At 73.5% G+C, this 23,553-nt stretch carries 23 protein-coding genes and 1 CRISPR repeat array (1 of these 24 only partly in view); of the genes, 7 read left to right on the top strand and 16 right to left on the bottom strand.

The genetic code is table 11. The features are described from left to right. Positions 1–48: a CRISPR direct-repeat array (repeat unit 29 nt); it reaches 347 nt to the left of the window's first position. A 206-nt stretch (positions 49–254) separates the two neighbouring features. From ispF to ACIP4O_RS02235, 3 genes are all read right to left on the bottom strand, one after another. Further along, positions 255–734 (bottom strand): 2-C-methyl-D-erythritol 2,4-cyclodiphosphate synthase, encoded by a 480-nt coding sequence (gene ispF, locus ACIP4O_RS02245; RefSeq protein WP_401570475.1) that lies wholly within the window; start codon positions 732–734, stop codon positions 255–257. Next, entirely contained in the window at positions 724–1,509 is a 786-nt protein-coding gene (ispD, locus tag ACIP4O_RS02240; protein WP_401570472.1) for a 2-C-methyl-D-erythritol 4-phosphate cytidylyltransferase, read from the bottom strand. Before ispD ends, ispF begins: the two co-directional genes overlap by 11 nt. Before the next feature lie 400 nt (positions 1,510–1,909). Further along, positions 1,910–2,392, bottom strand: coding sequence for a CarD family transcriptional regulator (locus ACIP4O_RS02235; RefSeq protein WP_003953493.1), 483 nt, complete (start codon positions 2,390–2,392; stop codon positions 1,910–1,912). A 730-nt stretch (positions 2,393–3,122) separates the two neighbouring features. Between ACIP4O_RS02235 and ACIP4O_RS02230 the strand changes: the two genes are divergently transcribed. After that, positions 3,123–3,797 (top strand): DUF461 domain-containing protein, encoded by a 675-nt coding sequence (locus tag ACIP4O_RS02230; RefSeq protein ID WP_401570469.1) that lies wholly within the window; start codon positions 3,123–3,125, stop codon positions 3,795–3,797. A gap of 114 nt (positions 3,798–3,911) precedes the next feature. On the opposite strand, the gene ACIP4O_RS02225 is transcribed toward ACIP4O_RS02230, so the two are convergent. Both ACIP4O_RS02225 and ACIP4O_RS02220 read right to left on the bottom strand, forming a co-directional pair. Then, on the bottom strand, positions 3,912–4,592 hold the full coding sequence (locus ACIP4O_RS02225; RefSeq protein WP_029396737.1) for a response regulator transcription factor: 681 nt from the start codon (positions 4,590–4,592) through the stop codon (positions 3,912–3,914). Then, a complete protein-coding gene (locus ACIP4O_RS02220) occupies positions 4,589–6,073 on the bottom strand; it encodes a sensor histidine kinase (protein ID WP_401570466.1) in 1,485 nt (494 codons plus the stop codon). Before ACIP4O_RS02220 ends, ACIP4O_RS02225 begins: the two co-directional genes overlap by 4 nt. Positions 6,074–6,276: 203 nt before the next feature. Here ACIP4O_RS02220 and phoU point away from each other — a divergent pair, with 203 nt between their 5' ends. Beyond that, complete coding sequence (phoU, locus tag ACIP4O_RS02215; RefSeq protein ID WP_401570465.1) at positions 6,277–7,023, top strand: phosphate signaling complex protein PhoU; 747 nt, start codon at positions 6,277–6,279, stop codon at positions 7,021–7,023. Between the two features lie 263 nt (positions 7,024–7,286). Here the strand turns inward: phoU and ACIP4O_RS02210 are convergent, their stop codons facing one another. Beyond that, positions 7,287–8,261 carry an NAD-dependent epimerase/dehydratase family protein gene (locus tag ACIP4O_RS02210; RefSeq protein ID WP_401570463.1) on the bottom strand — a complete coding sequence of 325 codons (975 nt, stop codon included), beginning with the start codon at positions 8,259–8,261 and terminating at the stop codon, positions 7,287–7,289. A 128-nt stretch (positions 8,262–8,389) separates the two neighbouring features. Between ACIP4O_RS02210 and ACIP4O_RS02205 the strand changes: the two genes are divergently transcribed. Next, positions 8,390–8,731, top strand: coding sequence for an isomerase (locus ACIP4O_RS02205; RefSeq protein ID WP_401570460.1), 342 nt, complete (start codon positions 8,390–8,392; stop codon positions 8,729–8,731). Here ACIP4O_RS02205 and ACIP4O_RS02200 read toward each other — a convergent pair. The 5 genes from ACIP4O_RS02200 to ACIP4O_RS02180 all read right to left on the bottom strand — a co-directional run bounded on the left by ACIP4O_RS02200 (position 8,720) and on the right by ACIP4O_RS02180 (position 12,632). After that, on the bottom strand, positions 8,720–9,985 hold the full coding sequence (locus ACIP4O_RS02200; RefSeq protein ID WP_401570457.1) for an FG-GAP repeat domain-containing protein: 1,266 nt from the start codon (positions 9,983–9,985) through the stop codon (positions 8,720–8,722). The genes ACIP4O_RS02205 and ACIP4O_RS02200 overlap by 12 nt on opposite strands. A 77-nt stretch (positions 9,986–10,062) precedes the next feature. Next, positions 10,063–10,575, bottom strand: a complete 513-nt coding sequence (locus ACIP4O_RS02195; RefSeq protein WP_401570454.1) for a DUF4232 domain-containing protein — start codon at positions 10,573–10,575, stop codon at positions 10,063–10,065. Between the two features lie 65 nt (positions 10,576–10,640). Continuing rightward, entirely contained in the window at positions 10,641–11,105 is a 465-nt protein-coding gene (locus ACIP4O_RS02190) for an NUDIX hydrolase (RefSeq protein ID WP_401570451.1), read from the bottom strand. 329 nt (positions 11,106–11,434) lie between these two features. Continuing rightward, the gene (locus ACIP4O_RS02185; protein WP_401570448.1) at positions 11,435–11,770 is read right to left on the bottom strand and encodes a transcriptional regulator; all 336 of its coding nucleotides are present in this window, start codon (positions 11,768–11,770) and stop codon (positions 11,435–11,437) included. A 103-nt stretch (positions 11,771–11,873) separates the two neighbouring features. Further along, the gene (locus ACIP4O_RS02180; RefSeq protein WP_361331009.1) at positions 11,874–12,632 is read right to left on the bottom strand and encodes a phosphoglyceromutase; all 759 of its coding nucleotides are present in this window, start codon (positions 12,630–12,632) and stop codon (positions 11,874–11,876) included. A gap of 289 nt (positions 12,633–12,921) precedes the next feature. Here ACIP4O_RS02180 and ACIP4O_RS02175 point away from each other — a divergent pair, with 289 nt between their 5' ends. After that, positions 12,922–14,214: an MDR family MFS transporter gene (locus ACIP4O_RS02175; protein ID WP_401570445.1), complete on the top strand. Its 1,293-nt coding sequence runs from the start codon at positions 12,922–12,924 to the stop codon at positions 14,212–14,214. Positions 14,215–14,265: 51 nt separating this feature from the next. Here ACIP4O_RS02175 and ACIP4O_RS02170 read toward each other — a convergent pair whose 3' ends face one another. The 3 genes from ACIP4O_RS02170 to mshA form a co-directional block, all read right to left on the bottom strand. Beyond that, the gene (locus ACIP4O_RS02170) at positions 14,266–15,027 is read right to left on the bottom strand and encodes a class I SAM-dependent methyltransferase (RefSeq protein ID WP_401573773.1); all 762 of its coding nucleotides are present in this window, start codon (positions 15,025–15,027) and stop codon (positions 14,266–14,268) included. Positions 15,028–15,497: 470 nt separating this feature from the next. Continuing rightward, a complete protein-coding gene (locus ACIP4O_RS02165) occupies positions 15,498–15,998 on the bottom strand; it encodes a YbjN domain-containing protein (protein WP_401570442.1) in 501 nt (166 codons plus the stop codon). A gap of 31 nt (positions 15,999–16,029) precedes the next feature. Next, on the bottom strand, positions 16,030–17,409 hold the full coding sequence (gene mshA, locus ACIP4O_RS02160) for a D-inositol-3-phosphate glycosyltransferase (protein WP_401570440.1): 1,380 nt from the start codon (positions 17,407–17,409) through the stop codon (positions 16,030–16,032). A gap of 500 nt (positions 17,410–17,909) precedes the next feature. Between mshA and ACIP4O_RS02155 the strand changes: the two genes are divergently transcribed. The 3 genes from ACIP4O_RS02155 (at position 17,910) to ACIP4O_RS02145 (ending at position 22,084) form a co-directional block, all read left to right on the top strand. Then, positions 17,910–18,638 (top strand): class I SAM-dependent methyltransferase, encoded by a 729-nt coding sequence (locus ACIP4O_RS02155; protein WP_401573771.1) that lies wholly within the window; start codon positions 17,910–17,912, stop codon positions 18,636–18,638. A gap of 254 nt (positions 18,639–18,892) precedes the next feature. Continuing rightward, entirely contained in the window at positions 18,893–20,365 is a 1,473-nt protein-coding gene (locus ACIP4O_RS02150) for an NlpC/P60 family protein (protein ID WP_401570437.1), read from the top strand. 234 nt (positions 20,366–20,599) lie between these two features. Beyond that, positions 20,600–22,084, top strand: a complete 1,485-nt coding sequence (locus ACIP4O_RS02145) for a PP2C family protein-serine/threonine phosphatase (RefSeq protein ID WP_401570434.1) — start codon at positions 20,600–20,602, stop codon at positions 22,082–22,084. Positions 22,085–22,160: 76 nt separating this feature from the next. Here the strand turns inward: ACIP4O_RS02145 and ACIP4O_RS02140 are convergent, their stop codons facing one another. Further along, complete coding sequence (locus ACIP4O_RS02140; protein ID WP_164291822.1) at positions 22,161–22,499, bottom strand: DUF2516 family protein; 339 nt, start codon at positions 22,497–22,499, stop codon at positions 22,161–22,163. A 155-nt stretch (positions 22,500–22,654) separates the two neighbouring features. Beyond that, the gene (locus ACIP4O_RS02135) at positions 22,655–23,524 is read right to left on the bottom strand and encodes a hypothetical protein (RefSeq protein WP_401570431.1); all 870 of its coding nucleotides are present in this window, start codon (positions 23,522–23,524) and stop codon (positions 22,655–22,657) included. Positions 23,525–23,553: the final 29 nt, after the last annotated feature.

Here is a 23,553-nt window from a genome sequence, read left to right as displayed (position 1 = left end):
GCGGGTGGCCGCGCTGTCGGGGGCCATCCCCGCTCGCGCGGGGAGCAGTCTCCGTGACCAGCCGGTTTATCTGTCGCCCGGCGGCGCTCCTGCAAGAAGTGGGGAATCCGGCGAATAGGGCTTTTCCCTCTTTCCTCCCCCATCGTCCCTGCGACCATTCCGGCAGCCCCGCCTCGGTGAGCGGCCGGCCGGACGTCGTCGCGAGGCGCCCGTACGAGTTGTCGATCCGCCGGTGCGCGGACGCGCGGTCCTCCTCACCCCACCTCCCACACCACCGCCGTCGCCAACCCCGCCAGTCCCTCCCCGCGCCCCGTGAGGCCCAGGCCGTCCGTCGTCGTTCCCGACACCGACACCGGCGCTCCGACCGCCTCCGAGAGCACCCGCTGGGCCTCCGCGCGCCTCTTGCCGATCTTCGGGCGGACGCCGATGACCTGGATCGAGACGTTGCCGATCTCGAAGCCCGCCTCGCGGACCAGGCGGGCGGCCTCGCCGAGGAGTCTCACGCCCGCCGCTCCGGCCCACTCGGGGCGGTCCGTGCCGAAGTGGGCGCCGAGGTCGCCGATGCCCGCCGCCGAGAAGAGGGCGTCGCAGGCCGCGTGGGCCGCGACGTCCCCGTCCGAGTGGCCCGCGAGGCCGTCGCCGTCCCAGCGCAGGCCCGCGCACCACAGCTCGCGGCCCGCCTCGAAGGCGTGGACGTCCGTGCCGATGCCGACACGAGGGATCTCAGAACGCATCGTTCGCCCTCCTCCGGGCCAGTACCGCCTCCGCCAGGACCAGGTCCAGCGGGCGGGTCACCTTGAACGCCTCCGCGTGGCCCGGGACGACCACCACCGGCAGGCCCAGCGCCTCGCACATGCCCGCGTCGTCCGTCGCGCCCTCGCCGGAGAGGGCGACCTCCTCGTGCGCGCGGCGCAGCGTCGCGCGGTCGAAGCCCTGCGGGGTCTGGACCGCGCGCAGGCGGGCGCGGACCGGGGTCGCCACGACCGGCTCCGGCTCGCCCGCCGGGCGGGGGTCCACCTCCTTCACCGTGTCCGCGAGGGGCAGGGCCGGGACCACCGCGGGGGCCCCGGCGTGCACCGCCTCGATCACCGCGTCCACCGTGTCCGCCGGGACGAGCGGGCGCGCCGCGTCGTGCACCAGGACCGTGGTCACGTCCTCCGGCAGGGCGTCGAGCCCGGCCCGTACCGACTCCTGGCGTGTCTCGCCGCCCGCCACCACGCGGAAGTCCGTCCGCTCGGGCAGCGCGTGGTCCTGGAGGAGGGCGCGTACGGAGGTGACGTCCGCCGCCGGCGCGACGACGACGACCAGCGAGACCGCTCTGCTGCGCGCCATCGCGCGCACCGCGTGCACGAGCATCGGTGTGCCGCTCAGCGCGCGCAGCGCCTTCGGGGCGCCGGGGCCGAGGCGCACGCCGCGCCCGGCGGCGGGGATGACGGCGGCGGTACGGACCGGGACGGTGGGGGACGGCGGGGCCGCGGCGTCCCGCGCCGGGCTGGCTTGCTCAGTCATCGCTTCCGTTCGGCTCTCAGGCTCTCGTCCCCCGGCGCGTATCTCGGGGCATACGGGAGACAGGTTTGTGTGCGCGGGCGGGGTGGGTAGGCCCACAGCGTGCCGGGCGATGCGCCCAGACCGGTCCCTTCCGTGACGTACCGGTCAGGTCGCCCCCGGCGCGAAGCCGGTGCACGGCAACAGCGTGCCGTATGTCACGCGGGGAGGGGTACGAGGGGGGAGAAACAGTGCGCGCCCCTGACGGGGGACGACCCTGACAGACGGGGGACGACCCTGACAGGGGACGAGCACCATGGACGCGCCGCCCTTCAGGGCCGTGCGCCACAGATACGTATGCCGTGGTGCCCGGCACCCCGGCGGGGGTCCACGGGCACCACGGCACAGGTGTCCAGGCGGTGGCTCAGGAGGCGAGTACCTCGTCGAGCAGCGCCTCGGCCTTGTCCTCGTTGGTGTTCTCGGCGAGCGCCAGTTCGCTCACGAGGATCTGACGGGCCTTGGCGAGCATGCGCTTCTCGCCGGCGGAGAGACCGCGCTCGCGCTCCCGGCGCCACAGGTCACGGACCACCTCCGCGACCTTGATGACGTCACCGGAGGCGAGCTTCTCCAGGTTCGCCTTGTAACGACGCGACCAGTTCGTGGGCTCCTCGGCGTAGGGTGCGCGCAGCACCTCGAAGACCCGGTCCAGTCCATCCTGACCGACCACATCGCGCACACCCACGAACTCCGCATTGTCCGCCGGTACACGCACCGTCAAGTCGCCCTGGGCGACCTTGAGCACCAAGTAGGTCTTGTCCACACCTTTGATCTGGCGAGTTTCGATTGCCTCGATCAGCGCGGCCCCGTGATGGGGATAGACCACGGTGTCGCCAACCTTGAACGTCATGTGACAGGTACCCCTTCCGTGGCTATCCAGGGTAACACGACAACGCCGCCCTTTGGATGGCGTTTTCGCAGGTCAGGGCATATCTCAGGGCTTGACAACGGTGCCGGAAACGTGCATCCGGAGGCTCGTGGAAGCAGGTATTCGCAGGTCGGAGCGGCTGTCCGGACAAAGGGAAACGCGTAAGTTACACCCATCCCGGGGCCCCTCCAAGGCGGCATACGTCCCGATTTGTCCGCACCGCCGACCGTGTCTTTCGCTACTCCGTTCGGGGAAGGGAAGGCGTTTCGAGCAAATCCGGAATTACCCGGGCGGTGCGCGCGCCGCCACGGAAGGCGATCTTCCGGTGTGGCGGGAAATCGCGTGCGAGAGCACCTCGCGCAATATGATCTTCGCTCTCGTCACACCCGCCCCAGTGGTCTCGCCGACATCGTGAAGCAGGGGTTGTTTTCGCTGATCACAGGAGAATCACGGGAGAAATTCGACGGCTGTTAACGCCGGGCCTCGCGGCCGCCCCCGTCCCCGCGCCGCCGCCGGGGGTCCCCGTGCCGCCATCCGCCCTCAAGGGCGGGTCGGGTGCGGCGGCGTCGAGACGGCTCGGTAACCTGAGCGCGCTGACACTCCGTTTAGGGCGGCTTTACAGCTGTCCGTGCGTGCTGGGGCGTCCGCACCCGTACCGCCCCGTTCCGTTCCGTGCACCCTTCAAGTCCTCGTTCAAGGAGTAGCCGCCGCCGTGAGCAGCAGCCTTCGACGCGGCGCCCTCGCCGCCTCCGCCCTCGCGTTCTCGATCGCCACGCTCGCCGCCTGCGGCGCCGGTAACAACGCCCAGACGCTGGAAGTGAAGCCGGACAACGCCGCCACCTCGGTCGGCGACGTCAAGGTCCAGAACGTCACCGTCGTCACCCAGCCCGAGCGCGACGCGAGCGGCCCCGCGGCGATCCTCGCGACCGTCTTCAACAACAGCGCCAAGGCACAGACCCTCGACTCGATCGGCGTCGGTGACGAGCAGGCCGACCTGAAGCCCGCGAAGGGCTCCGGCTCGCTCTCCGTGCCCGCGCACGGCAAGGTCATCATCGGCGGCGACGGCAACGCCTCGGCGAAGCTGCCCAGCGGTCGCGAGGCCCTCAACGACGGCGACGTCCAAGAGGTCGTCTTCCGCCTCAGCGAGACGGGCACCGTCAAGATCAAGGCGTACGTCCTCCCCGCGAACCACTACTTCAAGGGCTGGGGCCCGAGCGAGACGCCGAGCGCCTCGCCGAGCGAGTCCGCGAGCGGTTCCCCGTCCGCCTCCTCCTCCGAGTCCCCGAAGTCCTCGGAGTCCCCGGAGTCCGGCGCGTCCGGCGAGGCCGCGGCGGACGGCACCTCGCCCGACGCCTCCTCCTCGGCGAGCGGCGGCGCGGCCGAGTAGGCCGAGCGCATCCACGGCGAAGGGGCCGGCCACCGCCTGAACGGTGACCGGCCCCTTCCGCGTGCGTCGTCGCGGAGCCGCCTGCACGGCCCCGCGCGGCCCTCTCTCCACGGCCTACGGCTCGAACTTGTACCCGAGTCCCCGCACCGTGACGAGGTAGCGCGGCGCCGACGGGTCCGGCTCGATCTTGGCGCGCAGGCGCTTGACGTGGACGTCGAGGGTCTTCGTGTCGCCGACGTAGTCGGCCCCCCACACGCGGTCGATGAGCTGCATACGGGTCAGCACGCGGCCCGCGTTGCGCAGCAGCATCTCCAGGAGGTCGAACTCCTTGAGCGGCAGGTCGACCTTGCCACCGCCCACCGTCACGACGTGCCGGTCCACGTCCATCCGGACCGGACCCGCCTCCAGGGCGGTCGGCGTGACCTCCTCGGGCTCGCCCCTGCGGCGCAGCACCGCGCGGATACGGGCGACCAGCTCGCGCGAGGAGAAGGGCTTCGTCACGTAGTCGTCGGCCCCTATCTCCAGGCCGACGACCTTGTCGATCTCGCTGTCCTTCGCGGTCACCATGATCACGGGGACGTTGGAACGGCCGCGCAGCTGGCGGCAGACCTCGGTCCCGGGGAGGCCGGGGAGCATGAGGTCGAGGAGGACCAGGTCGGCTCCGTTGCGCTCGAACTCGTCGAGGCCGTCGGGCCCGGTGGCGGCGATCGCCACCTCGAAGCCCTCCTTGCGGAGCATGTAGGACAGAGCGTCGCTGAAGGATTCCTCGTCCTCAACGACGAGCACTCGGGTCACGGAAGGACCTCCGGGGCGGGAAGGGGTTCGAACGAGGCGGTCTCGTCGGACGTACCGGTGGAAGAGGGTGCGGCGGTGCGGGCACGCGTCCGGGACGCACGCGGCGCCGGGTCGTCGGGGGCGGTGGTACGGGTACGGGAGGCGGCCCCGGTGCGGGGCGCCTCGCCCCGGCCCGTACCGCCACCGTCGCCGTCGCCGACGTCGTTGGCCGCTCGGTTGCCGACGCCGTTGGCGGCTCCGCGCTGGGTGCGGCGGCTGGCGGCGCGGGTGGCGCCGTGGGCGGTACGGGGGGTGGTGCGTGAGGTGTCGCCGGGGTTGCCGAAGGTGCGGGCGGTGCCGGCCTCGGGCAGGCGCAGGGTGAAGGTCGAGCCCTCGCCCTCCGTGCTCCAGACCGTGACCTCGCCGCCGTGCGAGGCCGCGACGTGCTTGACGATCGCGAGGCCGATGCCGGTTCCGCCCGTCATGCGGGAGCGGGCCGGGTCGACGCGGTAGAAGCGTTCGAAGACGCGTTCGCGGTCCTTCTCGGAGATCCCGATGCCCTGGTCGGTGACGGCGATCTCGACGAGGTCGCCGCCGCCGACGGGGGTGCGGCGCGCGGCGATGCCGACGCGGGTGTGCTCGGGGCTGTAGTTGACGGCGTTCTCGACGAGGTTGCCGAGCGCGGCGGCGAGCTGGCCGCGGTTGCCCCACACGGACAGGTCCTCGCCCATTCCGCCGGGGACGATCGTGATGTGCTTGCCGCCCGCGGTCTGGCGGCAGCGGTCGACGGCCTCGGCGACGAGGTCCCGTACGAGCACGGGTTCCGCGTCCTCCAGCGGGTCGTCGTTCTGCACGCGCGAGAGGTCGATCAGCTCCTGCACGAGCGTCGTCAGGCGCGTCGCCTCCTTCTGCATCCGCCCGGCGAAGCGCTCGACGGCCTCGGGGTCGTCGGAGGCGTCCATGACGGCTTCGGAGAGAAGGGAGAGGGCGCCGACGGGGGTCTTCAGCTCGTGGCTGACGTTGGCGACGAAGTCGCGCCGTACCGCCTCGATGCGGCGGGCGCGGGTCAGGTCCTCCACGAGAAGGAGGACGAGCCGGGAGCCGAGCGGGGCGACGCGCGCGGAGACCGCGAGCGGGCCGCCGCGGCCCGTGCGGCGCGGGAGGTCGAGTTCGGTCTGGCGTATCTCGCCGTCGCGGCGGGTCTCGCGGGCGAGCTTGAGCATCGGTTCGACGGCGAGGCGTCCGCCCCGTACGAGCCCGAGGGCGTACGCGGCCGAGCTGGCCTTGACGACGTTGTCCTCCTCGTCGAGCACGACGGCGGAGGAGGAGAGGACCGACAGGACGGTGTCGACGCCGGGCGGCAGTACCGCCTCGGTGTGCAGGGAAGTCCTGGTCGGGCGCTTGAGTTCGCGCTCGCTCCAGCGGAAGGCGAGCGCGGCGATCACGCCGGTGCAGAGCCCGGCGAGAGCGGCGGCTGCGGCCACCGCCGCGTTCACGTCCATGCCGCAAGGGTAGGTCGACGCGTCGGGTACCTCCCAGCCGTTCGGGGGTCACCTCGAACACTCGTCGCCCAGAGTTCACCTTGGTGACGGTGCCGGTTCACTTGGGCGGCCGGATTCCGTCGCGTACGGGACGGACCGTGGCAGCGTGGGCGCGGGAGGACTCCCCCGTCCGGCCCTGTTTCGGTCTTGGAGTGAGGAACGCCATGCGCGACGCGTACCACGAGGAACTCGACTCGATCAGCGACGACCTGGTCGAGATGGCCAGGCTCGTCGGCTCGGCGATCGGCCGGGCCACGACGGCGATGCTGGACGCGGATCTCCAGCTCGCCGAGAACGTCATCGCGGCCGACGCGCGCGTGGACGAGCTCCAGCACGAGCTGGAGGCGAAGGCGATCGAGCTGCTCGCCCGGCAGCAGCCGGTCGCGACGGACCTGCGGGTCGTCGTCACGAGCCTGCGGATGAGCGCGGACCTGGAGCGCTCGGGGGACCTCGCCCAGCACGTCGCCAAGCAGGCCCGGCTGCGCTACCCCCAGTCGCCCGTCCCGCGCGACCTCCAGGCGACCCTGCTGGAGATGGGGCAGCTCGCCCAGCGGCTCATGGCGAAGGCGGCGGAGGTCATCATCACGAAGGACATCGACCTCGCCCTCCAACTGGAGCAGGACGACGACGAGATGGACCTCCTGCACCGCACCCTCTTCCAGCACCTCATCGACGAGCGGTGGAAGCACGGGATCGAGACGGCGGTGGACGTGACGCTGCTCGGCCGCTACTACGAGCGGTTCGCGGACCACGCGGTGTCGGTGGCGAAGCGGGTCGTCTATCTGGTGACGGGAGAGCACGCGGACGCCATCCAGGCGGTGGGGCCGGTGGGGGACAAGAACAGCCCCTCCGGCGTTTGGGGAGCGGGGTCTGGGGCGGAGCCCCAGGGGCGCACAGACGCGAAACGGTGAACCCGCCCACACCCCAACGCGCCGTTGACGCCCCCCTCCTGCCCCAGGTCCCCTGGTCACGGAGTACGCCCGCGACCGAGGAGGACCCCATGCCCGAGAGCCCCGACACGCCCCCCACCCCCGCCGAAGGCAGGAGCCTCCCCCTCCTCGGCGCCTGCGGCTGCGGCTCCGGCTGTGGCTGTGGGTGCCAGTCGGGGTCGCCGTGCCAGTGCGGGGGCTGCTCCGGCTGAGCACCCGCCCCCGCGAGGTGGGTGAGTACTCACTCACCTCGCGGGGGTGTTCCCCGCCGCGAGCAGCTCCGCTTCCCGCTCCGCCGTGTACCCGAGCCCCGCCTCCAGCACGGGCCGGCCGTGCCCGGCGTCCCAGTCCCGTACCGCCGCGACCGTCTCCGCGAACGGCGTCGCCGTGAGCCCCACCGCGCGGGCCGGACCGGGGTCGCGCCGCTGGCCCGCCCAGTCGTCCCGCACGAACGGGAAGTACGCGGGCCGGTCCGCGACGGGGACGAGCCACGCCTCGGTGCCCGCCACCCGCGCGCACTGGGCGAGAAGTCCCGCGAGCGTCAGCGGCTCGGCGGGGCCGACCGCGTCGAAGGCACCGCCGAGGTCCCTGCGCGCGAGCGCCGCGACAAGGCGCCCGAGGTCGCGCGCGTCCAGGAGCTGTACGGGCTGCGCCGGGTCGCCGGGCAGGGCCGTCGGACCGCCCCGCTCCGCGTGCCGCAGCCAGTACAGGAAGGCGCCGGACGTGTCGTGCGGGCCGACCACCTGCCCTGGGCGTACGAGCGTGGCGCGCTCCCCGAAGCGAGCGGTCACCGCGTCCTCGCAGGCCACCTTCGCCGGGCCGTACGTGCTGTTGTCGAGCCGCGCGACATCGTCCACGTCCCGGCGGGGCGCCTTGCGCCGGGGGTGCCCGTCGGACTCGTAGACCGCCTGCGTGGAGACGAACACGTACCGCCCCGCGTGGCCGCCCGCCTCGTCCAGCGCCGCGAGCGCGCCCCGTACCTGCCGCGGCACGTATCCGCTCACGTCCACGACGACGTCGAAGGGCCGCTCGCGCGCGGCGGCCGTCAGCGCCGCGTAAGCGCCCGTGTCCCGGTCCCCGACGAGCCTGCGCACGCCGGGGAACAGCTCCCGGCCCGTCCTGCCGCGCCCGAAGAGCGTCACCTCGGCCCCGTCGCGTACGAGCGCGTCCACGATCGCCCGGCCCACGAAGGCCGTTCCGCCCAGCACCAGTGCTCTCATGGCGGCCGAGCCTACGGCCCGACGTGACCGGGCTCACCACTCCCCCGTCCCGTCGCCCCCGCCCCCCGCGCGAAAATGGTTGGTACGCCCATCGAGCCACGATCGGGGGAGCCGGAGCGGAGCCGTTCATGCCACACATCACCGTCGACTACACGGAACGGCTGGACGACACCCTCTTCGACCGACGCGCCTTCGCGAAGGAGCTCGACCCGCTCGTCGTCACGGAATCGCACTCCGCCGGGGTCGGCAAGATCTTCTTCCGCCCCGCGCCACTCACCTTCGTCTCGGGCGAGGAACACCCGTACGTGCACGTCACGGTCGCGCTCCTGCCCAACCGCTCGCCCGCGCAGAAGGCGCACCTGTCGGACGCGGTGCTCGCGCTGCTCGGGCGGTACACGGCGGGCGGGCCGCACGTCGTGACGTCCGTCGAGGTGCGGGACCTCCCGGACTCGTACCGGCTACGGAGCTGAGTCCCCGAGGCCCACGAGCCGCCGCTTCCCGATCCCGCCGTCCCCGTCGCCCTCCGTCACGAGCAGGTCCTGCCGTCCGTCACCGGCCTCCACCGCCCGCTCCGCGAGGACGGGGGCGCGCCCGATCCGCCGCCACGGCGCGGAGCCGAGGCCGTGCGCCGAGCCGCCGTGCAGCACCGTGAGCGTGTCGGTCTCCAGCCAGCGGTCGGGCGCGGTGCGCACCGCGAGGTCGTCGCAGCCGTCGCCGTCGAGATCGGCGGTGAGCACGCCGAGCCCGAAGCCGCCGCGCGGGGCACCGCCCTCCAGGACGACGGGGTGCGCCCGGTCCTTCCCGTACACGACGAGGACGCGGCCCCGCCGGTCCGCGACGGGCGACTCCCCGTCATCGTCGGGGACGCCGCTGTCCCCGATCGCGAGGTCCGGGAGGCCGTCGCCGTCGTAGTCGCCGACGGCGAGCGCGTCGCCCGGGGGCAGGGTGCGCGGCGCGCCGAAGCCGCCGCCGCGCTTGCCGGGCAGGAGGTACGGGGTCCCGTGTGCCCCGGGCTCGTACTCGACGAGGTCGTCCACTCCGTCCCCGGTCACCTCGGCGGCGACGAGGGTCAGGCCGGAGGCGAAGGCGGGGGCGGCGTGGTCGGGGCTGCGGCGCACCTCCGTACGGGCCGCGCGACCCTCGCGCGTGAAGGGGCCGTGCAGGACGACGAGCTTCGCGTGGTCGCCGTCGACGCGGAGCGAGGCGAGGTCCGGGTGGCCGTCGCCGTCGAAGTCGCCTGCGACGGGCGGGTGTTCGACGTCGGCGTCCGGCGCGTAGGGGAAGCGGAGGCGGGTGGGGGCGGCGGAGTGCGGGCCGCCCCAGTGGACGGCGGGGCGCGCGCCGGTCACGATGTCGGCGGCGCCGTCCCCGTCGAGATCCGCGACGGCGGGGATGTTCGTCGCGGAGCCGCCGACCGGCTCCCGCTGCCCGTGCAGGCCGAAGTCCTCCTGCGTGAGGTAGGCGGTACGGGCCTTCGCGCCGCTCCCGTACCGCACGTATATCCGCCCCGTCTCGACGCCGGTCCGCTCGTCCCCGCCGGTCTCCAGGACGAGGTCTCCCCGCCCGTCCCCGTCGATATCGGGCTGCCGCTCCGGCTGTCTGGCCTCCGCACGGCACGCACTGCCTTCGACGGGCCGCGCGATGCCGTCATTGGCGGAGGCGGTGCCGACGGCGCCGAGCACGGCGACACCGGTGAGGGCGAGGGCGAGGCGGGATCGTTCCATGCCTCCACCTCAACACGAGCCGGGGCGTGGGACGGCATCGGTGACGAGGCTGTTGCCGGACCGGGACGGGGACGGGCCTACCAGGTGAGGGCGAGGTCCGGGGTGGACTGCCAGTAGGTGACGTAGGCGGAGTCGTCGACGTGGGTGGGACGGGGGAGGGCGAGCGTGGCGGGGTCGCCGACGGCCTGGAGCTTGCGGTTGGCGAGCCAGGAGCTGAGGTGGTGGACCGTCCGGCCGCGCGGGCCGCCGGGGCTGGACAGGCCGATCGCCGCGTACGCGGACTCGCCGGGCTCCAGCGTGACGACGGCCTGCGGGACGCTGTCCTCCAGGACGCCGGTCACGGCCGGCTCGTCGTCGAAGACGACGGTGGGGGCGCCGTAGGCGTAGCAGGGGCGCTTGCCGTCGTTGGTGAGGGTGAGGAGGAGGTGGTTGACGGGCCGCCTGACCTTGTCGACGGCGAGGGAGGTGGCGGCGGTGGAGCACGCCTTGACGGCGGGGGGCTTGGCGGCGGGGGCCGCTTGGGCGGCGGGGCCGGCGAGGAGGGCGGCGGTGGCGGCGAGGACGGCGAGGGGGACGAGACGGCGGCGCATGGGACTCCTGGCTTCACGAGAGGTGCGTACGGGACATCACTCCCCGCCCGAAGCCCCCACGAATGTCACGAACCATCAACAAACGTCCACCCGTCATGACTCCGCACGACGACCCCGCTCCGCCCCGCGTCGAAAAGCCGCACGGCGAACACCTCGGCCACCCGCTCCCGCACCTCATCGGCGGTCAGCCACACCACCTCGCTGGCCTCCTCCGACACCCGCAAGGCACCTCCCACCGGCCGGCACCGGAACACGAGCGCGACGATCCCCCTGGCCAGGTTCTTGTACACCCCACTGAGCCCCCCGACCTCCACCTCGACCCCCGTCTCCTCCCACACCTCCCGCCACACCCCCGCCTCCGGCGTCTCCCCCAACTCCAGCACCCCGCCCGGCGGTTCCCACGCACCGTTATCGGCCCGCCGAATCACGAGAAACCGCCCCTCGGAGTCGGTGACGGCCCCGGCGACGGAGACGGAGTGGCGGGGCGTTGACCCGGACTTGCGGGGGTTGTTACTCATGTGCAGGAGCATAGGAGGGCGTGGCCATGGGGCGAGCGCACGAGACCGGGGGCGTCGCGCTTCGCCCCCGCCTCGGGAGATCGTCAACGACCGGTGTTTTCGTGCCCGTCGCGGCCTGGAAGACCTTCTCGACGATCCCCCACCCCACCCGCACCTGCCAGTGGCCGCGGATGTTCTGGCTCGCCGGATCGAGCTCCATCTGTCGCCACAGACAGTCCGGGCCTGGGCCGGGCTCGACGCGGACGCGGCTTGGCACTCGTTGCGCACACTGGCGGTGCTGGGGACAGGGTTGTCGGAACTGTTCCGATCGGCAGACCCATCCTCGTGAACGACCGGAGCGTCTACGCGGCCGTCCGCAGCTCCGGGAAGGCGTTCTCCCACACCACCCGGATGTCACGGCTCACGAGCGTGCGCAGCGTGGGCCACAGGGTGAGGAGGAGGCCACGGTCGAGATAGCGGCACAGGTCGTCGCGCCCGGCCTCCCCGATGACGATGCGGCAGTAGCTCATCCGCAAGCGGGGGCGGTCGAGGTCGAAGGCGGTCAGTCCGGACCAGGCCAGGTGGGGCGGGAGGCGGACGGTGCCGTGACGCGGTCCCACGAGTTCCGCGAGGGCGGTGGGCAGCCGCCGGGCGAACCGCGCACGCCGTAGGACGGGGACGTCGGACGGTGCGGTCACGGAGACGATTGTCCCGCAGCCGACGACGGGAGGTCCGCTTCCCGTACGAGTGCACATCCCCTCGTACGGAAAGCGCCCCCCTTCGCGAGCCCGGGCGAAACCGTTACTTGCGGCCCTGGTTCTTCACCGCTTCGATGCTGGCCTTCGCCGCCTCCGGGTCGAGGTAGGTGCCGCCCTTCTTCAGCGGCTGGAAGTCGGCGTCGAGGTCGTAGGCGAGGGGGATGCCCGTGGGGATGTTCAGGCCCGCGATGTCGGCGTCCGAGATCTGGTCGAGGTGCTTGACCAGGGCGCGGAGGCTGTTGCCGTGGGCGGCGACGAGGACCGTGCGGCCGGTGGCGAGGTCGGGGACGATGTCGTCGTACCAGTACGGGAGCATGCGGACGACGACGTCCTTCAGGCACTCCGTGTCGGGGCGGGCGTCCGAGGGGATCGACTGGTAGCGCGCGTCGTTCGCCTGCGAGTACTCGGCGTCGGCCGCGAGCGGGGGCGGCGGGACGTCGTAGGAGCGGCGCCACTGCTGGAACTGCTCCTCGCCGAACTCGGCGAGCGTCTGTGCCTTGTCCTTGCCCTGGAGCGCACCGTAGTGCCGCTCGTTGAGGCGCCAGGAGCGGCGGACGGGAATCCAGTGGCGCTCGGCGGCCTCCAGGCCGATCTGCGCGGTGCGGATCGCGCGCTTCAGGAGCGAGGTGTGGACCACGTCGGGCAGCAGCCCGGACTCCTTCAGCAGCTCACCACCGCGCAGGGCCTCCTTCTCGCCCTTCTCGGTCAGATTGACGTCCACCCACCCGGTGAACTGGTTCGTCGCGTTCCACTCGCTCTCGCCGTGGCGGAGGAGGATCAGCTTGTACGGTGCGTCGGCCATGGTCCCGAGCGTAATCCACGGGTACGGCCCGCGCCGCGCCTGCCCGGAGCCTGGAACGGCCCGCTCGTACGGGCACCGCGGGGCTCTTCCGTACGGGCACCGCGGGGCTCTCCGTACGGGCACCGCGGGGCTCTTCCGTACGGGCGCCGCGGGGCTCTTCCGAGGCCCTTCCCGGCAGCCGCCGACGATTGACGGGCGGCGTCAATCCAGTGGCTTCGCGCCCCTGCCCCTTCGTAAGGTTCGGCTAGCCATTCGGCCTCTTACCGCAGCTTCGTCCCCAGGGGGTCCCATGTCGTCCGTCGCGCGGGTGCGCAGCGCTCTGCACGAGAGCGTGTCGGGGCTCCCGCGCGCCTTCTGGTGGCTGTGGACGAGCACGCTCATCAACCGGCTCGGCGGCTTCGTCTACACCTTCATGGCGATCTACCTGACCGTCGAACGCGGCTACTCCGCCTCGTACGCGGGTCTCGTCGCCGCCCTCTTCGGGCTCGGCGGGGTCCTCGCCTCGCTCGTCGGCGGGGTGCTCACGGACCGCTGGGGACGGCGGCCGACGATGTTCACGGCGCAGGCGGCGACGGCCGTCGCGGTGGCGGTGCTCGGCTTCGTCACGCACCCGGTCGCGATCGCGGGCGTCGCCGCCGTCGTCGGCTTCGTCAACAGCGCGGCGCGCCCCGCCGTGCAGGCGATGCTCGCCGACCTCGTACCGCCCGAGGACCGCGTGCGCGCGTTCGCGCTCAACTACTGGGCGATCAACCTCGGCTTCGCCGTCTCCTCGGTCCTCGCCGGTTTCGTCGCGGAGTACAGCTACCTCGCCGGTTTCCTCGGCGACGCGACTCTCACGATGGCGTGCGCGATCGTCGTCTTCCTCAAGCTCCCCGAGACCCGCCCTGAGCGGCCCGGGAAGGAGGCGCGCGAGGACGAGGTGGGGTTGCGGACGGTCGCGCGGGACGGGCGGTTCATGGCCGTCGCCGGGCTGTCGTTCCTCGTCGCGCTCGTCTTCCAGGAGGCCCAGGTCGGACTGCCGATCACGATGGGTCAGTCGGGTTTCTCGCCCGCCGACTACGGCAGCGCGATCGCCCTCAACGGCGTCCTCATCGTCGTCCTCCAGATCCCGCTGACGCGCTTCATCGAGCACCGCTCCCCCGGCCGGCTGCTCGTGCTCTCCTCGCTCCTCGCGGGGTACGGGCTCGGGCTCACCGCCTTCGCGGACTCGATGGCCGTGCTCCTCATGACGATCACGGTGTGGACGCTCGCCGAGATGGTCAACGCCCCGACCCAGACGAGCCTGGTCGTCCAGCTCTCACCGGTACGGGGGCGCGGGCGCTACCAGGGCGTGTACGGGCTGTCCTGGTCGGCCGCCGCGCTGGTCGCCCCGCTCATGGCGGGGGCGATGATCGACCACTTGGGCGCGGGGTGGCTGTGGGGGTCGTGCGCGGTGCTCGGGACGGTGGCGGGGGCGGGGTACGGGGTCGTCCTGCGGACGGCGAAGGCAGCGGGTGAGCCGGGGCCGGTCTCCCGGGGCTCCGCCCCGGACCCCGCTCCTCACGTGCCGCAGGGGCTGGACGTCGGTGACCTCACTTCGTGAAGTACGGGTACGTCCACGGGCTGTACGCCGTGCGTGCGAACGGGATACCACTCACGCCGCCCGCCGGAACAGCCCCGCCCACAGGAACTCCGCGCCGAAGAGGCCCTCGTCCGGGGACGGAACCCGCATGGGGCGCAACTCCTCGCAGCTCAGCGAGGCGGGGGCGGTCGCGAAGATCTCGCGGAGCGCTTCGGCGGAGTAGGCGAGGCCGCCGTGCAGGGAACCCGCGTGCTCGCCCCGGTAGAAGGCGGCGTCGGGGAGTTCGGAGCCCGAGTCGGGGTGGCCGCTCGCGAAGCACGTGAGGGTGAGCCGGCCACCGGGCTTGAGGACGCGGGCGAGGAGGGCGAGGTGGCCCGGGCGGCGGTGCGGGGGCAGGTGGTGGAAGCAGCCGCCGTCGTGGACGAGGTCGTAGGGGCCGGTGAGGGCGGGGAGCGTGAAGGCGTCGCCGTGGTGGAGGCGGACGCTCGCGGGGACGCGGGTACGGGCCGTGGCGAGGACGGTCCCGGAGAGGTCGACGGCGTCCACCTCCCAGCCGTGCGCCGCCAGTCGGGCGGCGTTGCGCCCCGTACCGCAGCCGAGGTCGAGGGCGCGGCCCGGTGCGCCGAGGCGGCCGGCGGCGAGGTAGGCGGCGAGGTGTTCGTCGGGGCCGGCGTCGCGGAACGGGATCGCGCGGTCGGGGTCACCGTAGAAGGAGTCCCACCAGGCGGAACCGCCCTCGCTCCAGCGGTCGGCGGAGGCCGGGAAGAGGTCGTCGAGGAGGGCGAGAGCGTCGTCGCCTCCGCGAGCGGGGGCGACCGGGAACAGCTCGTCCACGAGGGTGCGGACGTCTTCGGTGGTACGGATGTCGCGCACGGCGGAGGGCCCTTTCGGGAGGGGAGCGGGGGGTGCCGTGAGCCTAGGCGGGCGGGGGGTCTCGCGCGCGGGGAGCGGGGTGGAGGGGGCGCCGGGCGCGGGCGTACGCGGTGCCGTCCCGTACGGACACGGGGGCGACGAACCGGGGCGCCGGGGACCCGCCCAAGTCGTGCGGAGGCGGCCGTGGTGGGGCGGGATGGGGGCTTTTCGCGGGGCGATGGGGCGGGAAATTCGGGGGCCATGGGGAACTCAGCGCAATGGGCGACGCGTTGGGTCCCGTGGGGGGCCTTGGCGTCCCCTAGGGAATCCGTTCGACCGCCCTCGGGGAAGCGTCGGGGGGAACCCTTACGGGGCGCTCGAACGCTTTCCCTAGGGGACGGGAGGCCCCCCGACGGGCCACAACGGGCAGCCCTGCGAGGGAGTTCCGGGTGTCAGCCCCTGTCCTGCCCCGTCACCCTCCCGAACGCCTCCAGGTTCCGCGTCGACTCGCCGCGCGAGACGCGCCACGCGTACTCCTTGCGGATCGCGTCGGCGAAGCCGAGTTCGAGGAGGGTGTTGAAGCTGCCGTCCGCCGCTTCGAGGACCGAGCCGAGCAGGCGGTCGAGTTCCCCGGGGGTGACGGCGGCGAGCGGGAGGCGGCCGGTGAGGTAGATGTCGCCGAGGTGGTCGATCGCGTAACTCACGCCGTACAGCTTGAGGTTGTGCTCCAGGAGCCAGCGGTGCACGGCGGGCTCGTTGGCGTCGGGGTGGCGCACGACGAAGGCGTTGAGCGAGAGGGTGTGCTTGCCGACGAGGAGCGAGAGCGTCGTCGAGAGCTTGCGGGTGCCGGGGAGCTTGACCACGTAGTTGCCCGGCCCGGGGCTCTCCCACTCCAGCTCCGCGTCGTCGAGGAAGGCCGTCAGGACGGCGTCGGGGCTCTCCGCTGCGGTCATGGTTGCGCGTTCCTTCCCGGTCGCGAGCTGCTCAGACGTGCTGCGAGCGTACGCGACGCCTGCGTTCCTGCACGGCGGCGGCGTACACCTCCGCCGTCGCCGAGGCCGCCGTGTCCCAGCCGAACGAGAGCGCGTGCCGCGCCGCCGCCTCGCCCATGCGCGCGGTCAGCTCGGGGGCGTCCACGAAGCGGGCGAGGCGCGCCGCGTAGTCGGCGGGCTCGTGGCCCCGTACGAGGAAACCGGTCACCCCGTCCCGTACCGCCACCGGGAGCCCGCCGACCGAGGCGGCGATCACCGGCGTGCCCGCCGCCTGCGCCTCGATCGCGACGAGCCCGAAGGACTCGCTGTACGAGGGCATGACGAGGACGGACGCGGCGCGGAACCAGTCGGCGAGCCGCTCCTGCCCGACAGGGGGCTGAAAACGTACGACGTCGCTGATGCCGAGCCGCGCGGCCAGCTTCTGGAGCCGCTCGGGCTTCGCGAGGCCACTGCCGGAGGGGCCGCCGACGACGGGGACGAGGAGCCGGCCGCGCAGGTGGGGGCGCTCGGCGAGGAGGTGGGCGACGGCGCGCAGGAGGATGTCGGGGGCCTTGAGCGGCTGGATACGCCCCGCGAAGAGCGGGATGAGGGCGTCCTGCGGGAGGCCGAGGCGGGCGCGCGCGGCGGCACGGCCGTCACCCGGGCAGAAACGGTCGAGATTGACACCGGGGTGGACAACGGCGATCCGCGCGGGGTCCGCGTCGTAGTACCGGACCAGCTCCTCGGCCTCCTCCTCGGTGTTCGCGATGAGGCGGTCGGCGGCTTCGACGACCTGCGTCTCGCCGATGACGCGCGCGGCGGGCTCGGGGGTGTCGCCCTCGGCGAGCGCCGCGTTCTTGACCTTGGCCATCGTGTGCATGGCGTGCACGAGCGGCACGCCCCAGCGCTCGGCCGCGAGCCAGCCGACGTGCCCGGAGAGCCAGTAGTGCGAGTGCACGAGGTCGTAGTAGCCGGGGCGGTGCCCGGCCCAGGCGCGCATGACGCCGTGCGTGAAGGCGCACAGCTGCGCGGGCAGGTCCTCCTTGTTGAGGCCCTCGTACGGGCCCGCGTCGATGTGCCGCACGAGAACGCCCGGGGTCAGCTCGACGCACGGGTCGAGGCCGCCCTCGGTGGCGCGCGTGAAGATCTCCACCTCGATGTCGTGCGCGGCGAGGCGGCGCGCGAGTTCCACGATGTAGACGTTCATGCCGCCCGCGTCGCCCGTCCCCGGCTGGTGCAGGGGCGAGGTGTGCACGCTGAGCATGGCGACGCGGCGCGGGACCCGGCGGCCGGGACCCGGCAGGCGCAGGCGGCCCGCCTGCGCGGCGAGCCGGCCGGTGCCGGTCCTCCCGCCGGGGGCGGTCGGCCGGAGCCTCGACACGTACTGGCTCACGGGGCGGTCCTCCTTGCGGCGTGCGGTCGGCTGCGGGTCTTCGCCGTACGTCTTCGCCCGCGTGACGTCTTCGTCCGCGTGCGCGTGGTGCGGCGCGGGGCGGTTTCCCCACGCCGTAGGGGGCCGCCTCGCGGGCCCGTGCCCCGTCCGGCTCGCGCGTCCCACGCGGTACGGGCGGAGAACGGCCCTCAAGCGGGAACACCGGAGGTCGGGAGTCCATTTCCGCTGCGGCACCGGCGACCGTTTCTTTACCCAACCCTGACCGTCCGGTGATCAACCTTGACGCACGGTGACCGAGCGGGCACCTTTGCCCGCTCCCGGTACTCCCTGGCCCCCGTACCCTCGTACCCATGAACCCGCGCCTCTCCCCCGCCCGCCCGGCGGGAACAGGGACGCGCCGCCCGGTGGGAACCGCGACGGCCCGCCCGGTGGGGACGGCGACGGCCCGCCCGGTGGGGACGGTGACGCGCGGCACGACGAACCCGAACCGGCTGCGGCGCATGGACCGCTGGATCGCGCGCACGCACGGCCCCGCGCTGCGCCGCGCCACCTCCCCCCTCGCGGTCGACCTCGGCTACGGGGCCGCGCCGTGGACGGCGGTCGAGTTGCTCGGGCGGCTGCGCGCGGCGGCGCCCGGGGTGCGGGTGTACGGGGTCGAGATCGAGCCCGCGCGCGTGGCGGCGGCGGCCCCGTACCGGCGCGAGGGGCTCGACTTCCTGCACGGCGGCTTCGAGGTGCCGCTGCCCGCGGGCGCCCGGCCGCTGCTGATCCGGGCGGCGAACGTGCTGCGGCAGTACGACGAGGACGAGGTCGCCGGGGTCTGGGAGCGGCTGTGCGCGCGGCTCGCGCCGGGCGGGCTGCTCGTCGAGGGGACGTGCGACGAGATCGGGCGGCGGCACGTGTGGATCGCGCTCGGCCCCGAGGGCCCCCGCACGGTCACCTTCGCGGCCCGCCTCGCGAGCCTGGACCGCCCCTCGGACCTCGCCGAACGCCTCCCGAAGGCCCTCATCCACCGCAACGTCCCCGGCGAACCGGTCCACGCCTTCCTCCGCGACGCCGACCGCGCCTGGGCGGCGGCGGCCCCGTACGCGGCGTACGGGGCGCGGCAACGCTGGACGGAGACGGCGCGCACGCTGCGGGCGGCGGGATGGCCGCTGGTGGGGCGTGAGGAGCTGTGGCGGGAGGGGGAAGTGACGGTGGAGTGGGGGGCGGTGGCGCCCGGAGGGTGAAGGGGGCGCGCCTCGTGGGAACGATGCGGTCCGCTTGTTCGTCCGGGAGCGCGAGGGGCCGCGCGCGGGGAAGTGCGGGGTGGGGCGGGGGAGGCTCGCGAGAAGGGGCGGGGATTCACAGCAAACCCTCGCTCCGTGCCTCTGTCGCCACGCGGGGGCGGCATGGCACCATCCGTGTGGGTTACCTGCGGTAAGGGACCTTTGGCGGCCGGATACACGGACAGTGGGGACTGAGGGATCAGGGGGCGGGGACGTTGAACCGTGACGCGAGCGCGGCACAGGGCGAGGCACAGGGCGAGGTGCGGGACGAGGTGCGGGACGAGGCGCGGGACGCGTCCGTACGGACAAGGGCGAACGCCCCGCGCGGCCGGAGGGGAGGGCGCCGGTCGCTGCTCAGCGCGCTCGCCGTCGTCTGCGCCGCGCTCGCCTTCTCCGCTCCCGGCTCCGCCTTCGCGGCCCCGCTCCCCGAGCCCGGCTCGGGGGGCGCCACGAGCACCTCCCCCGGCAAGGAGCTGAGCAATGCCGAGCTGGAGGCCGTACGGGCCCGTATCGACGCCCTCTACACCGAGGCGGGCAAGGCCACCGACGCGTACAACGCCGCCGAGGAGAAGCGCTCCGAGCAGTCCGACAAGGTCGAGGCGCTCACCACCCAGGTCGTACGGGGCGAACAACGCCTCGCCGGCCTCCGCGACCGCCTCGCCGCCGCCGCGATCGCCCAGTACCGCGACCAGGGCGGCGGCCTCTCCGTACAGCAGCGCCTCCTCCTCAGCGACGACCCCGACGACTTCCTCCGCGCCGCCGAACTCGCCAAGCAGGGCAACAAGGGCAGCGCCATCCTGCTCGACCAAGTCCGCGAGACACAGCGCGCGTTGACGCGCGACAAGAAGGACGCGACCACCTCGCTCCACCGTCTCGAACAGGCAGAGAAGGCGAAGGACAAGGCGCGCGGGGAGGTCCGGGAGGAGATCAAGGCGGCCAAGCTCCTCGAATCCCGGCTGGAGGAGAAGGAGCGGCAGCGGCTGCGCGCCCTGGAGAAGGCCGCGGCCGAGCGCGCGCAGGCCCGCCTGCTCGACACCGGGGTCCTCCCCGACGCGGGCGCGGGTGCTGGCGCTGGCGCTGGCGCGAACCAGCACGTCAGTACGGGTACGGGGGCGAGCGAACAGGGCGCGAAAGCCGTCGCCTTCGCCACGGCCCAGCTCGGCAAGCCCTACGTGTGGGCCGCCGAGGGCCCCGACTCCTTCGACTGCTCGGGGCTCACCTCGCAGGCGTGGGCGGCGGCGGGCCGCATCATCCCGCGCACCTCGCAGGAGCAGTGGCGTCAGCTCCAGCACGTACCGCTGAGTCAGATCCGCCCCGGTGACCTGGTCATCTACCACTCCGACGCGAGCCACGTCGGCATCTACGTCGGCAAGGGCAACATCATCCACGCCCCCCGCCCGGGCCGCTCGGTCACCGTCGCCGGGGTCGGCTCCATGCAGATCCTCGGCGCGGTCCGCCCGGACCCGGAGGCGGAGGGCAAGACGGAGCCGCAGGACGGGGCGAAGTCGAAGTCGAAGACGAAGACGAAGACGGACGCGAGGAAGGGCGGGGAGAAGGGCGCGGACAAGGGCGTCGCGCGCGTCACGAAGCGCGACGCGGCCGATACCGCGCAGCGCCATGCGGCCGACACCGCGCAGCGCGAGGCCGAAAAGGCCACCAAGGCGGACGAAAGCCCCGCCAAGGACTGACCTCGCCCCGCGTGACCCATGCCACGAACTCCCCACCGGTTGCACGCTCCCGGCGTGACCTTCGTCATTCCGCGCCCGGTCGGCTCGTCCACAAATGGCCTGCTGGGGGCGGCATATGCCGCTGTTCCGCGCCCGCCCGGCATTCCGTTCGCGGCGCCCCGCCCGCTAGGGTCCCGGTCGGTGGGGCGCCGTTCGGCGTCCCGTCGCGGCCTCGGAGGGAGGCGAACGAAGCTGATGCCCGTACCCGGGAACGGAAACCGGCCAGGACCGGTCCAGGCGCCGTCGTCCACGGCTCCCCGCACGCACCCCACCCCGGTCACCCCGGGTGACCACCCTCGCGCGGAACACCTCGGCGCGGGGCTGCTCGCCCACGGCACCGGCCTCACCGTCACCCCCGTCGCCCCCACCGGGGACACCCCGCCCGAGCCGGGCGAGGGCGAGGGCCCCGGAAAACCGGGCCCGCACCACGGAGCCCCGCGCGACGGCGTTCGGCACCACGGAGCCCCACGCGACGGAGCCCCGCACCCGGACTCGCCGCCGTCCGCGACCCCCGCCACGGGCGCGGGCCACCTCACGCTGCTCCTGGTCGAGAACGACCCGGCGGGCTCGCTCAGCATCCCCGAGATGCTCGACGCCTCCGGCAAGCCGATCCGGGTACGCACCGCCCGCAACCTCACCGAGGCCGCCCGGCTCCTCACCGACGACGTGCACTGCGTCCTGCTCGACCTGAATCTCCCGGCGGCGGACGACGACGAGCCGCTCGCCGTCCTGCGACGTCTCCTCGCCCTCGCCCCGCACCACGCGGTCCTCGCGCTCACCGCGTCCGAGGACGTCGAGGGCGGTACGGAGGCGGTCCGCGTCGGGGCGCAGGACTTCCTCGTACGCGACGAACTCGACGGCCGCGTCCTGAGCCGCGCCGTCCGCTACGCCGTCGAGCGCAAACGCGCCGACACCGCGCAGCGCCAGCTCACCGAGGGCCGCCTGCGCGCCCAGGAGAACGCCCGCCTGGAACGCGGGCTGCTCCCCACCCCGCTCCTCGAAGGCGCCCCGCTCCGCTTCGCCGCGCACTACCGCCCGGGACGTTCGCGCGCACTGCTCGGCGGCGACTTCTACGACACCGTGCGCACCCCGGACGGCACCGTGCACGCGATGATCGGCGACGTGAGCGGGCACGGCCCGGACGAGGCGGCGCTCGGCGTCGAGTTGCGCATCGCCTGGCGCGCGCTGACCCTCGCCGGACTCAGCGGCGACCGCCTCCTCGCGACGCTCCAGGAGGTCCTGGAGCACGAGCGCGAGAACGACGAGATCTTCGCGACGCTCTGCACCGTCGACATCGCCCCGGACGGCCGGAGCGCCGCGATGTGCCTGGCCGGGCACCCGGCTCCGGTCGTGCGGCGCGGCGGGGCGCGCGCCGAGCTGCTGCCGCAGGAGCCCTGCGGGCCCGCGCTCGGTCTGCTCCCGCGCGGGCGCTGGCCGCGCACCCAGGTGGGCCTGGGCCCCGAGTGGTCGCTCATGCTCTACACGGACGGCCTGATCGAGGGCCGGATCGGCGCGGGCAGCCTGCGGCTGGGCCAGGAGGGCATGCTGGCGCTCGTCCGCGAGCACCAGAGCGCGGGCCTGCGCGGCGCGGAACTCCTGGAGTCCACGGTGCACGCGGCCCGCGACCTGAACGGCGGCGAACTCACCGACGACGTAGCGGCGATCCTCCTCGCGCGCTGACCCCCGCGCAGTACCCCCGGCAGGACTGAGCCGGGGGACTGAGCCGGGGGGCTCCGCCGGTGGGCCCCGAGGGGGTTCAGCGACCGCCGTTGTACGGCCCGTACGGACCGTCGCTGCTCGACCCGCCGCGCCGCCGGCCACCGCCCGTGACCTGCTTGAGCGCTGGTCGTACGTCCACGACGTACACGATCGCGGCGATGAGCCCGATGATCGGCAGGAACGACATGAAGCCGAAGATGAGCGCGACCGCGAGCGCGAGCCCGAGGATGATCGCCCAGAACGGCTTCGTCTTCTTGTCCGCCGCGCGGAAGGCGTCCTCGCGGCGGAAGAGGCTGTCGAAGAACGCGAAGGCGCAGAAGAGAGTCAACGCCAGGGACAGCAGGGACAGGAAGTTGCTGAAGCCCTGCATCAACACGATGGCCACCGCCCGGTTCGTTCGGTCGTTCTCTTACGTACGTGTCCGCTTCCGCGCCGCGACCGGCCGGTACGGCGTGTGACTCTCCACCGTACCGGCTGCCACCGACAGGACACCCGTGCGCGAAGGTACGCGCCCGCCGGGCGCGCCCCCGGCTACTCCCGAGCGCCGCCCGCGCTCTCCTCGGGGCCCCCGGCGCCCTCGGCGCCCTCGGGGCCCTCGGGGCTCCGCTTGGCGGCCGGCTTCTTGACAGGGGGCTTCTTCGCGGCAGGGCGGGCGGCACGGCGGGGCGCGGCCTTGCGGGGGGCGGGGGGCACGGGGGGTACGGGGGGTACGGGGGTCTCGGGTGCGGCTTCCGGCGCTACGGGGGCGGGCGCGGCCTCCGGCGCGGATGCGTCCACGGGCTCCGTCACCGCCTCGGTCACCGGGTCCGTCCCCACCTCCGTCACCGCCTCGGTCACCGGCTCCGTCGCCGGCTTCCTCGTGACCACGACCGGCTCGTCCGGCTCCGGGTCGACGGCGACACGCGGGGCACCGGGCGCGGGAGCGTCATCGGCGGGCGCCGTATCCGTACCCGTACCGCCCCCGTGTCCCTCCTCCTCGCCGCGCCAGCCGCGGACCGCCTCCTCGCCGCGCTCGGCGACCCTCTCGTACGTCTCCCGCGCGCGCACCGCGTACTCGGCGGCGAGCCCGAAGCCGCGCAGCGCGAAGCCCTGCGCGCTCTCCTGGAGCCGCTTCAGCTCCGCCTCGCGGCTCTCGCGCGAGGAGAAGGCGGTGACGACCTCGGTGACAGCGGCGCGCGCGACGGCCTGCGCCTCGCGGGCGCGGGCGACGGCCCGGTCCTGGATCTCCTTGGGATCGCTCTCGCGCACCGCCTGGACACGGGCGGGTGCCTCGGCGCGGAGCTGGTCGAGGATCGCGGGCAGCCGCAGGGCCTGCTGGACGGCCAGCTCGGCGGTACCGGCGGCGAAGTAGAGGGGGGTCGGGTCGGTGAGGGTCTTGCGCAGATCGTCGGTGATGGCCATGGCGTGGTCCTCCCGGAACACGAGTGAGG

This window comes from Streptomyces sp. NPDC088923 (assembly GCF_044749745.1).
GTDB lineage: Bacteria > Actinomycetota > Actinomycetes > Streptomycetales > Streptomycetaceae > Streptomyces.
The sequence above is the reverse complement of the archived record's forward strand: the minus strand, read 5'-3'. Positions and strand labels throughout refer to the sequence as shown.